This window comes from Spirosoma aureum, assembly GCF_011604685.1.
Lineage (GTDB): Bacteria > Bacteroidota > Bacteroidia > Cytophagales > Spirosomataceae > Spirosoma > Spirosoma aureum.
This window is the reverse complement of record NZ_CP050063.1, coordinates 7743951-7756333: the sequence shown is the minus strand read 5'-3', so window position 1 is coordinate 7756333 and position 12383 is coordinate 7743951. Positions and strand designations below refer to the sequence as shown.

The window sequence follows — 12383 nt, the reverse complement described above, 5'->3', positions numbered from 1 at the left end:
TTAATTGTACTACCTGTAATTCTTACGCTTTAGCCAGTCTGGAGCCCTGATTGAACAAGAGAAAATGGTTAAAAAACGTGTATTAATCATTGATGATGATGCAAGGAATATTTTTGCATTAACTGCTACACTAAAAGCAAAATCATTTGATTGCATAGCCTGTAATAGTGCGCAGGAAGCACTCGATTTATTAAAGACCGATGACACGGTGGATGTCATACTGATCGATATGATGATGCCCGAAATGGATGGCTACGAAGCAATTCCCCGCATTAAAAACATTGATAAGCGACGTCATACGCCCATCTTTGCCGTTACAGCGCAGGCAATGGTGGGTGATCGGGAGAAGTGTTTACAGGCCGGGGCAACCGATTATATCGCCAAGCCTGTCGATGTGGATAGATTATTGCAACTATTGTTGCGTGTTTAATTGAATTGCGTAATGATAGAAGAGGCCGAAGTTGACCAATTAGTAAATGATCTGTATGAATTATATGGATATGACTTCTCCAATTATTCCAGAGCATCTTTGAAGAGACGAATAATCCGGCTTTGTACGCTGGATAAATTTCCAAGCTTTGCCGAGTTCAGGCATCGTGTACGATCAGATGCGGATTATTTGAAACGGTTTGTGGAAGAAATTACCGTGACCGTTACCGAAATGTTTCGTGATCCTCTGTTCTATAAATGCCTTAGAACTGACATATTAACTACATTGACTGCCAAACCATTTATTCGCATATGGCATGCAGGCTGTTCGACAGGTGAAGAGGTTTTTTCAATGGCTATTTTACTTAAAGAAGCCAAGCTTCTGCATAAATCATTGATCTATGCCACTGATTTAAATCCGGCGGCACTCGAAAAAGCGAGAAATGGTATTTTTCCGCTGGCTCACATGAAACAGTATTCAGAAAATTATATAGAATCTGGTGGCATAAATGATTTTTCATCTTACTATACGGCCCAATATGGTCAGGTAAAATTTGATGAAAAATTATCAGAAAAAATGATTTTCTCAATCCATAATCTAGTCTCTGACCGATCATTTAATGAATTTGATTTAATTCTTTGCCGAAACGTATTAATTTATTTTGATAAGCCTTTGCAGGATCGTGTATTTGATTTGTTTGATGAGAGTTTAGCCCAGCTTGGCTATCTGGCGTTAGGCTCAAAGGAAACACTAAAATTTTCGATGGTTAAATTAAAATACAAGCAATTGGGTAAGGAAAAAATATGGCGGAAAATAGGTTAAATAGCCCTGTTAAAGCTGTTGTCATTGGCGGTTCTGCTGGTAGCCTTGATGTATTGTTAAAGCTATTGCCAGCCTTACAACCTATTGTATCATTTACGGCAATCATCGTATTGCATCGCAAAAATTCCGGTGAGTCTACTTTGGAGGATTTACTGGCTGGTAAAACAACTATTCCTGTTCGGGAGGTAGAAGATAAAGACTCGCTTAGGCCGGGCATTATTTATGTGGCACCCGCAGACTATCATCTCTTAATCGAAAAAAATCTGACGTTCTCGCTGGATGATTCAGAAAAAGTAAACTACAGTCGCCCTTCGCTGGATGTAACGTTTGAATCGGCTGCTGATGTGTTTGGTGATTCTTTGGTTGGCATTTTATTGTCGGGGGCCAATTCAGACGGGACATATGGCCTTATGTCCATCAAAAAAGCAGGCGGAATCACAATTGCTCAGACACCCGCAACAGCACAATCTGCTTTTATGCCTCAGCAGGCTATTGTGAATGTTCCTATTGACTTTATTCTGGATATACCTGAATTGATTTCGTTTATCAATTCATTGAATAAATAATTGTAACAGCAAGCTTTAGGTAAAATGAGAAGTTGCGTTTTGAGCACTACCAGTACTTATAATAGAGGATAACTAATTGAAAACATAGTACCAGAATCTAACACCCATGTTGCGCCCTAAATTAGCCTGGGTACAGAATTCTGCCGCTACTGTTATTGATGGAAGTTATTCCGGACAGTAAAAAAACAAGCTTAACCTTGAATGACTTTACCAGGAGAGATACGTTGGTAATGGGGTAGAATGGCCAGGATGAATTACTTTATGGCCTTGACTATACATCTTGGAAAGGCGTTCAACCAGTTTGCTAATACCCCATGAGTTTACCGCAAAATGACCCCATTGATTTATCCGAAATAATTAACCTGTTTGATGTTGAGCGGCTGGCGGTTGGCAACATGACCGAAATGGCCTACGAATACGTAGCCAGTGGAGCCGCTGACGAATTTTCACTCCGATGGAACCGGCAGGCGCTGGATGCCATAAAACTAAACACAAGAGTGCTTGTGGATGTCGGCGAAATCGATACCCGGACATCGCTGTTGGGGCTCGACTTGCCCTATCCAATTCTGATCGCCCCCACCGCTTACCATAAAATCATGCACCCGGCAGGCGAACTGGCTACTGCTCAGGGCGCTAGCACTGCATCGGCTGTTTATGTCGTTAGTTCATTCACCACCACGCCCCTTAGCGAAATCGCCCGTGTAGCAACACAACCTTTATGGTTTCAGCTCTATGTAAGAGACGACAGAGAACTTACCAGGGCACTCATTCAGGAGGCTGAAGCACAGGGTTGCCGGGCGCTTTGCGTTACGGTTGATACACCCGTTGCTGGTGTCCGTAATCGTCAGCAACGAGTTGATTTTGCCATGCCGGATGGCGTGAGTACACCCCATATGGCTGACGCCTTTGCGCTGACAAAATCCCTGACCTGGAAAGACATCGAGTGGTTACAATCATTCGTCAAAATTCCCATTCTGCTCAAAGGAATTTTGAATCCTGACGATGCCGACTTAGCCGTTCAGGCGGGTGTTTCGGGCATTATTGTGTCCAACCACGGCGGACGGAATCTAGACACGGTGCCTGCTACGATTGAGGTTCTTCCTCGTATTGCCGAAACTGTAAACAAGCGAGTACCGATCTTAATGGACGGTGGCATCCGACGGGGAACGGATGTGGTGAAAGCCATTGCGCTGGGTGCGGATGCGGTATTGGTGGGGAAACCTATTTGTTTTGGGCTGGCCTGTGGTGGAGCAGCAGGCGTATCGAAAGTGCTGACAATACTCCGAACCGAACTTGAACTGGCTATGGCTTTGACGGGCAAAGCCACGATTTCGAGTATCGATCAATCCGTGATTTGGCAATAATGCCTGCAAGTTGATAGTCCAGTTTATTTAGGTAAAGCTGGTTTCTGATCCTTCTGCAATGCTTCCAGAGCGAAAGTCAGATAAACCAGTGGTGCGTTCCAGTTGATGGCAATTTCGTTGGAGGCATATGAACAATCAGCGTCGATATAGACTTCATCAGCTACAGTGCTGGTATATCCCGCGCATTTATCCTGCCGTGCGGCATTTGCGTTAGTCCCCCCTGATAATAAACCCGGAATCGGCTCCACAATGCCGTCAGCGATAGAAGGCCGGTGATGGGGATGCATGGGTGTTTTGTCGCCAAAGCCCGTTACGAAGGAGTAACCCACTGCATTCCGACCAAGTAAGTAGTCGAGGTTTCCAAGTGCATACAGCAAATACTGGCTTCGATTGGGGGAGTCCGTGAAGCGATAGACCTGGAGCAAAGCAATTCCCTGATTAGCTGCTTCGGCGCTACTTCCCCAGATAAAATCCTTGGCCGACTTCCCCATAACCGTTTGGAAAGCCTGTTTGTCGGCACCCATAAGCAACGAATCGGCCATTGTTGTCAGGTGTTGTTTCACTAAGGGTAAATCTTTTTTACCGAGTGAAGTGAGGTCGTTGCCGAAGCGGGCCAGTGTGTAATAGGCCAGGGTACGAACCTGCGGCCAGGCTGGCAAGGGCGTTTTCGTATCGGGAAACAGGTTGACCGCTTTATAATAAGATTCGTCTTTAGTGGTCGCGTAGAGTTCGGCGGCAGCCCAGATCCACTCATCGCTGGCATTACGGTCTTCGTAGCTTCCGGTTACGACATCAGGATCGAATTTAGCATTCATGTCGGCCTGATTGTACACGACTGTTGGATTGGCTTTCGCCCAAGTCCAGGCTTTCGTGGCTGCCGACACACAGGAATCGGCCAGACCGGGTAATTCACGATTATATGCTTTGTAGACGCGCCCGGCCTGAGCCATCACAGCCGCAAAATCGAGGGTAGCCGTAATGCTCTTCTGGACGACATAGCGATCATTAACGGCTTTGTCGGGCATAATCATTCCGTCGAAACGAGGATTCGTCAGTTTATGATACACACCACCGTCAGTCGGGTCCTGCATGGTTAGCATCCACCGCAGATTCCAGAGTACCTCATCGAGCAGATCAGGAATTTTATTCGTGCTTTCTGGAATATCGGTTTTTAATGCGTTCATGTCGGCCGGAAAATCTTCGTATAGCGACAGAAGTGTGCCCATCGTTATGCCCGAATTGACAATGTACTTGTTGTAATCACCCGCGTCGTACCAGCCTCTGGTCGATGCAATAACCGTACCCGCTGGTCGATCTTTCGAAGCCGCAGATGGATGAATGAGTACGCGATTGTCGGGATGACCCGCTGGCCGTGCCCATTTTCCGGCAAATTTGGCGGGTAGCTCAGTCGATGCGCGCTGATAATAGAAGCCTTTCAGCGCCCCAATCGCCAGGTTCTTATGCACACTGGGCCGAATTTCGAACGGGTAGGAGTGACCTATACCCGGAATCACCACAACGTAAGTGCCAGTTTTGGTAAACGTAGAAAAATCAGCAGTACGGGTTGTTTTTCCTGAAATCGCATTCTGCCGGGCTTCACCCAGATTCCCTGAAAAGACAACCGTTTTTAAATCCGCCGAAACCAGCTGAAAAGCTCCCTGTGTTTCTCCGACTACAACCGCAATTTTCGCAGCATTGGGATAATAACCAAGCTGGTTGAGCCGAATCGCTTCTGATAACGGTTGACTCTGGACCGGTAATCTACAGGCAATCAGTAGCAGAAGAGAAAGGTAAAAGGATAGCTTTACAGGAATGGTCATAACGGGTTCAGGTTGCGATTGGGGCTTTTATAAGTGTAGCGTAGATGGCAATCTGCCTGACCGTAGGGGGAAGCTGTAGCGAAACGCTTTTTCTTTACAACTTGATTTACGGCCAGGCAGATTGCTGCCTACGCTACATCTTTTTTACAGGAACTTTATTTGACAACTTTCATCTTACCCTGCATGACATAAAAGTGCCCTGGTACTGAGCACTCATATGTATAGTCGCCGGGTTTATCGGGAGCGATAAAGTAAATCGTCTCGTTTGTGTTGGGCTGAAGCAGATTGGTATGATGTAAAACCTTGTCAGACTGCGGAATGTAGTTTTTCTCCTGCCCTTCAAGGCCTAATTTCATAGCCAGTTCGCCAACCTGAACTGCTGTGCCGGGTGTTACTACCACGAAGTTATGGAGCATGTCATCTTCATTGTTGAAGACAACGCGGACCTTACTACCTGCTTTTACCTGAAACTGCTCAGGAGCAAACTTAAGCCCTGGTTTAGTACCGATCGTGATCGTATAATCGGGTTCTCCCCACGACGCCGGCATTTCCGTTACCCGCTTGGCTGCACTGCTGACAGCCGTTTTGGCAGCCCCCGCTTTAGTCACGGGTTTCCCTTTCGGGCTAGTCGACTTTGTGCTGACCGGTGGTGCCGATGACGTAGATGCCATAGCCATATCGGAATGATCGTGCTTTGGCGCAGCGGCTGCAATGGCCAGCTTTTCGCCGTCCGGTATGTTGTTGAGGGTGTAATAGCCGACATTATGCAGCAAAGCCCGGCCGGTTGCCGAACGAACACCCGGTGTTGTAATCTCATGAATATAGCCTAATCGGAGACTATCGATCACCAGCCGTGCTTTCAGCCCATCCTTTGATACGACAATACCCCGAATTGGGCAACCGCCCCGGTTAATGACCGGACTACCATAGGTAGCGTGATACTTATAATTGAAGCCAGTAACTTTATAAGACTCAGGATTGGCCGCAAGCTCAGGATCGACAGGAGCCGTAAACTCGATCTCAAAACCGTCGGGCATCGCATGAATAGTCTTCATTTCAAAGGGTGTTCTACCCGTCCAGACAACGCGTTGCAGGCTATAAAGCTCCTTCCCGGTCGAAGACCACCCCCGGCTGGTCATGCCCACAAACATAGAGGCATCGTGCCCCCATGCCATACGCAGTACGCCCGACGAGAAACCTTCGCGGAACGGGAAAACCACGCCCTGATATTCGCCTTTAACTTTTTCGAAATCAACCCGTGACAGGATACTTTGTCCTTGGTCGCCAACGAATACCTGGTTGGCAAAAGGCCCAAATTTCCCGTTCGTATTGTCGCTCATGAACCCCGATGTCGATATGCCCAGAATACCATGCGGTAACCATACTGCCGGAGCCTTCAGGGCTGGTACGCGTTTGGCCACATCATATAAAGGTTCGCCCGTGTTTGGCACTTCATCTTTCTTCAGTTTTAGCGGAGATCCCGGCAACCCTGTCCAGCGAAGGCTTTCGGCATTGCCCAGAAAATCGCCTTTTTCTACCCGTGAAATACGGCCTGAGCCAACCCAGTCGCCCTGATTTTCGGTGTAGAAGAAATCACCCGCAGCATTCATGCCGTAACCAGCCGGCGACCGCATTCCGGCGGCAAAAGGCATCATTTTTCCATCTGGCGTAATTTCCAGCGTCCAGCCACGCCAGGGAACCAGACTAACGCCATGCCCCAGGCTATTGCTCCAGCCTACGTTTAGCGTAACCAGCATGTTTCCATTCGGCAGGAATGTTGGACCGTACGAATATTCGTGATAGTTACCCGACAATGGCCAGGAGAAAATTTTATCGTACGAATCAGCCCGCCCGTCGCCGTCCGTATCCCGCAAACGGGTAAGTTCGCTCCGTTGGGTTACGTAGATATCTCCATCTTTATAGGCAAGTCCCAGGGGCTCGTGCAGCCCAGAAGCAAACCGCTTGTAGGTTGGCCGTTCAGTTCCACTTATGTATGGATTCGATACGATCCAGACTTCGCCCCGTCGGGTACAGATGGCCAGACTTCCGTCGGGCAACGTGGCCATACCGCCTACCTCCAGAATGATATCTTCCGGAACGGGCAGGGAAATCAGTTTATAAAAATCATCCTCTTTTTCCGGATCAGCTTCAACTTTCGCTAAACCTTTGGGGGCTGGAGCCGGTTGCTTACTACTTGAACTAACTGGCTGTCCGGTTTTGGATTGGATCTGCGCCCAGCTCGATAAAGGGCTTAAACAGGCCACGCTGGCCACAACCAATGCCGTTAGAGCCCGTGAATTGAGATTATGAGTATATGCTTTCATCTTGTTTTTCGGGAAGTTGAGCGCTTACCAGACAATTGAATAGGTGACCGTGCCCGTATTATTCGTTGCGTTTATCGACATTAACAGCTCTTTGGTGTTTGCGGCAGTAGTGCGAATAACCGGTTTTTCTTTACCGGGAAGCTCAATAAAATACTGCTTGTCATTAATCGCATACATACCATTAGGTAATTCGGTAATATCGCTTCCCGATGCGATTCGACACCAGATTCCCTGCCCGGCAACAGTCGTTCCGGGAGCCACTGTAAATGTGTGCGATAACTTTCGGCCTTCATCGGTTGACGCAAATGACTCCCGTACGCTTGCCGTGCCCAGCGTGTATTTGAAAACAGGACGCCCTGATTTGTCGATGTCGTAGCCCAGGTTTGAATAGGTAGCATTGGAGTCGGGCCAGGCTGCATTTTTGTCTGCCAGCCAGGCAAGTGAAGGCTTACCCGAAAGTTCGATTACGCTGCCCAACGGAACCGAAAGCTGTGTTTCGCCCCGGCCGTGCCACATGGGCGTTGTTTCCAGGAAATCGCCCCGCCAGATTTGCAGAAATTCTCCTTTCGCAAGATCGACAGTATAGTTGGCATCACCTGGCTCACCAACCGATATGGTATGCGTATGTTTCAGGCCGTGGTGGTTGACGAAGCCTCGCTGCATAACGGGTTCGCTCCTGGCCAGCAATGAGATTTCACTAACCGGATCTTCAGCCCGGATAATTTGATTCAGGGTTGTATACTGAAATCCAGGTCCTTCAACAGATAAGAGAATATCATTGCTTCGGGCATACCATAAGCCAAAGTTTTTGTAGTAAGATAGTTCAAGCGGATAATCACCTGCCTCCAGATTTACCTTTGTCGATGCCGTACCACCATCTTCAGTATTAATCGTAAGGAGTTTTTTACCCGCGATTTTCAATTCGCCAGCTCCATTCCGGACGTTCGGGTTAACCTCTGCCGGAATCCAGCGCAGGTTCAGGTTGAGCAGGTATTCGCCCGAGCGGGGGATATGAATTGTACCCGTAATTTTGCCCGCAAAATTGTCCTTACTGCCAGGTGCCAGATGGGCCAGTACATCGATCGGCATTTCCCGTTTCGGTGTAAGCGAAGCCAGCTCATCAACAGATTTGAATTTACCATCGTATGCGCTCAGCTGTAATTTAGTTAGCGCAACGGGCTCAATGGCATAGGCTTTATATTTAATAGTACGAATGGCTACCGGACCATGATCACCCTGAATCATGAGCGGGCCCATGGGTTTTTCATCCTGAAAAGCCGCCGATCGGGTTGGTCCGGTTACTTCAATATTTTCGTGGATGGTTACCCCATTCTGAATCACTTTAATAAAACGGGCGTTGGCAATTTTTTCGCCTTTTTCGTTGAAACGGGGTGCGCGAAATACAATTTTATAATGTTGCCACAAACCCGGTGCTTTGCTGACATTCTGGGCGGGAGGGTGACCTTCATAGCCTTTTCGGCCTTCGGGTCGGCTTTCGTCCCAGCGTTCGTAAATGGAACCGCAATCGACCGGCGTCGGCACTTTCACACCCCAGCTATCGAACAACTGAATTTCGTACCGGCCTTGTAGGTAGATGCCTGAGTTGGACCCTTTCTCCATCATGAAATCCAGTTCCAGTTCAATATCGCCGTGTTCCATTTTGGTGAACAGATGATCTTTGCTTTTCCCGGAAAGATCATTGACCAGTATACCCGTTCCTGATTTGACGCTTCCACCTCCGCTCTTATTGAGATCGTAGAAAACGTCACCGGCGAGTTTCCAGTTGCTGCCAGTTGGTTTAAAGTCGTTCAGATTCTGGAAGTTAATTGTTGTATAAGGTAATTCAGGTTTCTGCGCCGATACACTAGCCGCGTAAAACAGTAAGCACAGGAGCAGACAACAAAGAGGGCGTTGCATGATTTGTTATAAAAAATTGATTGAATAGTCGAACGAGTCTTATAGCCCGTTCTATAACACATATTTACTAGACAAAATCCTCTCTCATGGGAGTAAAGACGTCGACCAGAACACCTGCTTCTACACAGACGGCTCCGTGCCGGATATCCGGCGGAATATAATAGGCGTCGCCCGTACGGAGAGTTTTTGTTTCATCAGCTATGGTAATGTCAAAAGCACCACTCTCAATGTAGCTCATCTGGGTATGTCTATGCTCATGAGGAGTGCCAATGCCACCCGTTTCAAAGGCAACTTTCACCATCATCAGGTTGGTGTCATAAGTCATGATTTTACGTTTGACGCCCTCGGCAACCGATTCCCAAGGAATAGTCTGGTCATCTACAAAACGAGTAGCGAATGATGTTTCTGTCATTGCCAATTTTTTCTGGTAAGAGGTTTGATGTAAATAAATCTACTTCTAGACTGAATTATTCAGCAAGTTAATTCGGTTTTTCGTCTGTCCGATTAAAAACAAAAAAGCCGTCCCGAAAATCGGGGCGGCTTTCCGCTTCTATCCACACCATTTCAAGACCAACGACCGGGCGGCCGTTGAATCTTGATGTTCAACCTTCCCTTTGTAAAGGATCGTTATGCTAAAACTAGCAATTTCTTTGTTAGTCCGGGAAACACTAAAATTCCCAAAGGACTAATGTCAATTCACACCACAAAGTTGGTGAGTTATTTTTTATTTAACGCTATTTATGACTTAAAAATTACTTAACGTAGCAAATTGTAAGTTGGAAATTCGTATATGCCCCAATGCCATCGGCTAAGTTATAAAATAATTAGACTTACCAGAGCCTAACTAATTTTTTTATCTGATTGATAATGAATGCAAAGTCGATAAAAATAGGGCAAAACCAGGTTTTTAATCAGGCGAACTTATGTTAATTTTTTGCTAAGTATTTATAATAACTTTTTAACCTCCAGGACATCAATCTTATTCCGTTTGGCGTTCTCCAGCGTCTCCGGTGTATAGTCAGATAGTCGGATATTATCCTGCATGTCGGCCCGTTTCAATAGGTGTTGTTCCAGGTATCGATCGAGGTGTTTACCGGTCAAACCATAGCTGAAAAAAAGCGATATACGCTCCCCCTGCTGTTCGCGAAACAAAAAATCCGGCAGGCGATTTTCCAGGCCAACATGTAAGGGTAAATTGTTAAATAATTTCATTCGTCGGGCGTTGCCGCTGTGCAGTGTACGCATATTCCAGACGACAATATCGCCAGCGCGCGTGTCGGCAAAAACATCAGTTCCATCTGCCGCCTGGTGGCTGCCTGTTTTAAACCGGATACCACCACTATACGTATCATGGTCCTGCAAATAAATGCCGAAACGAATGAGCGGATATGTACCTTCCCAATCGGCTCCCTGACCAAATTGATGGCGATCAATGTTATCCCGGTGGAATCCTCGGGTGCCGGTTCCAATCTGGTAGGTGCTGTCGGAAAAGTAGACAGGGGTATCGCCCAGCAATTCTGTGGCAATTGTTACAATTCGTGGGTCGTAAAGAACCCACCCCAGACCGTCTTTGCTAAGCAGGTCGCCCTTTATCGACGAGGCTTGTTTGACCTGAGCAACTAAACCTTTTTTTTGCTGCTGGTCACGATGATCGTAAGCGGCCTGTCGTAGTTGGGTAACTTCTTCGGTTGTAAATACATTACGAACAATCAGATAGCCCTGCTGTTCAAATTGCTCCCGACGCGTCATGGTTTGTTTGTAGTTATTGTTGTGCCGCTTTCAGTAGTCAGTTTATCATAAATGATGCCACATAAACTAACTACGGCGAACCTAAGTTTGGAATTATCCGACAACGTTAGTGCCTGCCTGTATTTCCTGTACCGATATAATCCGGGCCATATCGTCCCAGAAACTAGGGTATGATTTGGCCACTACACCCGGTTCTTCAATCACGACCTCCTGCTGCATGGCCACTGGTGCGAAGGCCATAGCCATACGATGGTCGTCATAGGTTTCGATGGTGGCTGGTGATTGATAAACGGAACCCGATCGCCTAACCTCATACCGATGATTGGCTTCAATTTCTACCAATTCGGCCCCGATTTTTTGTAATTCGGCCTGCAAGGCAGCTATGCGGTCTGTTTCTTTAATCTTGAGACTTTCAACACCTGTCAGCGTCAGCACAACACCGTTCATGGCAGCACAGACAGCAACGGTCTGGGCAAGATCGGGGCAATGGGTGAAGTCCCAGGCAAGTGTTGTTTCGGCTGGTCGTCTGGTCAATTGAACGCCGGTTTCGGTAAAGGTGCTTTCGACGCCCAATGGCCGCATAATTTCAACAATAGCGCTGTCGCCCTGTAGTGATTTCGCTTTCAGGCCTATCAATTCAAGTTCAGCAGTTTCGTCCAGAGCGAGCGCTTCAACGCTGTACCAGTAACTGGCACCCGACCAGTCCGATTCAATGGTGTAAGATTTTGGGGTGTAGGGGCTTGGCTTAACCGTAATGGTCTTTTTATCCCAATCGGTTTCAACGTCAGCACCAAAATACACCATTTGCTCCAGGGTCATTTCAATGTAAGGCTGTGAGCCAATAGCACCCGTTAATTCGAGCGTCAGACCGTTCGGCAGGGTAGGAGCTATCATCAGCAATGCCGAGATGTACTGGCTACTGACATCACCCCGAATACTTACTTTAGCTTCGGCCGAAGGCGTAAATCCATTGATCTGCAACGGTGGGTATCCGTCATTTTTCAGATACGTAATATCTGCTCCCAGCGTCCGCAACGCATCCACCAAAATACCAATGGGTCGCTCACACATACGGGGAGTACCGGTCATGGTTTTTTTCTGGCCCGTTACGGCGAAATAGGCCGTCAGAAAACGCATCGTTGTACCAGCATCGAGTACATCGGCAACAGCATCGCCTGATTTTAGCAGACGGATCATTGTTTGCGTATCGCGGGCGGTCGATAAATTACGCAGATCGCAGCGAAAGTTGGTCAGCGCATCAATAATGAGGGCACGGTTGCTTTCGCTTTTCGACGAAGCCAGCGGAATGGTGGCCCGAACAGGGCCAGTTGGGGGAGTAAGTTTAACGGCGTTCATTCCTGCAAAGATACAGTATCGTCAACCGTTACGCC

At 47.4% G+C, this 12383-nt stretch carries 10 protein-coding genes; 4 read left to right on the top strand and 6 right to left on the bottom strand.

Going from position 1 to position 12383, the window contains the following annotated elements; all coding sequences use genetic code 11:
• Positions 1–64 precede the first annotated feature (64 nt).
• The 4 genes from G8759_RS31015 to G8759_RS31000 all read left to right on the top strand — a co-directional run bounded on the left by G8759_RS31015 (position 65) and on the right by G8759_RS31000 (position 3182).
• Complete coding sequence (locus G8759_RS31015) at positions 65–430, top strand: response regulator (protein ID WP_167216946.1); 366 nt, start codon at positions 65–67, stop codon at positions 428–430.
• 12 nt (positions 431–442) lie between these two features.
• Entirely contained in the window at positions 443–1252 is an 810-nt protein-coding gene (locus G8759_RS31010; protein WP_167216944.1) for a CheR family methyltransferase, read from the top strand.
• The gene (locus G8759_RS31005) at positions 1234–1818 is read left to right on the top strand and encodes a chemotaxis protein CheB (protein WP_167216942.1); all 585 of its coding nucleotides are present in this window, start codon (positions 1234–1236) and stop codon (positions 1816–1818) included. The genes G8759_RS31010 and G8759_RS31005 overlap by 19 nt, the downstream gene beginning before the upstream one ends.
• A gap of 314 nt (positions 1819–2132) precedes the next feature.
• On the top strand, positions 2133–3182 hold the full coding sequence (locus G8759_RS31000) for an alpha-hydroxy acid oxidase (RefSeq protein ID WP_167216940.1): 1050 nt from the start codon (positions 2133–2135) through the stop codon (positions 3180–3182).
• Between the two features lie 23 nt (positions 3183–3205).
• Here G8759_RS31000 and G8759_RS30995 read toward each other — a convergent pair whose 3' ends face one another.
• From G8759_RS30995 to G8759_RS30970, 6 genes are all read right to left on the bottom strand, one after another.
• A complete protein-coding gene (locus G8759_RS30995; protein WP_167216938.1) occupies positions 3206–5002 on the bottom strand; it encodes a glycoside hydrolase family 9 protein in 1797 nt (598 codons plus the stop codon).
• A 155-nt stretch (positions 5003–5157) separates the two neighbouring features.
• Positions 5158–7326, bottom strand: coding sequence for a plastocyanin/azurin family copper-binding protein (locus G8759_RS30990; RefSeq protein WP_232074016.1), 2169 nt, complete (start codon positions 7324–7326; stop codon positions 5158–5160).
• 24 nt (positions 7327–7350) lie between these two features.
• Positions 7351–9243, bottom strand: coding sequence for a 3-keto-disaccharide hydrolase (locus tag G8759_RS30985; RefSeq protein ID WP_167216936.1), 1893 nt, complete (start codon positions 9241–9243; stop codon positions 7351–7353).
• 67 nt (positions 9244–9310) lie between these two features.
• Positions 9311–9655: a cupin domain-containing protein gene (locus G8759_RS30980; RefSeq protein WP_167216933.1), complete on the bottom strand. Its 345-nt coding sequence runs from the start codon at positions 9653–9655 to the stop codon at positions 9311–9313.
• A gap of 533 nt (positions 9656–10188) precedes the next feature.
• Positions 10189–10992: a phytanoyl-CoA dioxygenase family protein gene (locus G8759_RS30975; RefSeq protein WP_167216931.1), complete on the bottom strand. Its 804-nt coding sequence runs from the start codon at positions 10990–10992 to the stop codon at positions 10189–10191.
• A 93-nt stretch (positions 10993–11085) separates the two neighbouring features.
• On the bottom strand, positions 11086–12348 hold the full coding sequence (locus tag G8759_RS30970; RefSeq protein WP_167216929.1) for a 3-phosphoshikimate 1-carboxyvinyltransferase: 1263 nt from the start codon (positions 12346–12348) through the stop codon (positions 11086–11088).
• Between the last annotated feature and the right edge of the window lie 35 nt (positions 12349–12383).

What these genes read in the sequence shown, in the direction of transcription:
- G8759_RS31000 (WP_167216940.1), top strand. Translation starts at nt 2,133, where the DNA reads ATGAGTTTACCGCAAAATGACCCCATTGATTTATCCGAAATAATTAAC.
- G8759_RS30970 (WP_167216929.1), bottom strand. Translation starts at nt 12,348, where the DNA reads ATGAACGCCGTTAAACTTACTCCCCCAACTGGCCCTGTTCGGGCCACC.
- G8759_RS30990 (WP_232074016.1), bottom strand. Translation starts at nt 7,326, where the DNA reads ATGAAAGCATATACTCATAATCTCAATTCACGGGCTCTAACGGCATTG.
- G8759_RS30995 (WP_167216938.1), bottom strand. Translation starts at nt 5,002, where the DNA reads ATGACCATTCCTGTAAAGCTATCCTTTTACCTTTCTCTTCTGCTACTG.
- G8759_RS30980 (WP_167216933.1), bottom strand. Translation starts at nt 9,655, where the DNA reads ATGACAGAAACATCATTCGCTACTCGTTTTGTAGATGACCAGACTATT.
- G8759_RS30985 (WP_167216936.1), bottom strand. Translation starts at nt 9,243, where the DNA reads ATGCAACGCCCTCTTTGTTGTCTGCTCCTGTGCTTACTGTTTTACGCG.
- G8759_RS31010 (WP_167216944.1), top strand. Translation starts at nt 443, where the DNA reads ATGATAGAAGAGGCCGAAGTTGACCAATTAGTAAATGATCTGTATGAA.
- G8759_RS30975 (WP_167216931.1), bottom strand. Translation starts at nt 10,992, where the DNA reads ATGACGCGTCGGGAGCAATTTGAACAGCAGGGCTATCTGATTGTTCGT.
- G8759_RS31015 (WP_167216946.1), top strand. Translation starts at nt 65, where the DNA reads ATGGTTAAAAAACGTGTATTAATCATTGATGATGATGCAAGGAATATT.
- G8759_RS31005 (WP_167216942.1), top strand. Translation starts at nt 1,234, where the DNA reads ATGGCGGAAAATAGGTTAAATAGCCCTGTTAAAGCTGTTGTCATTGGC.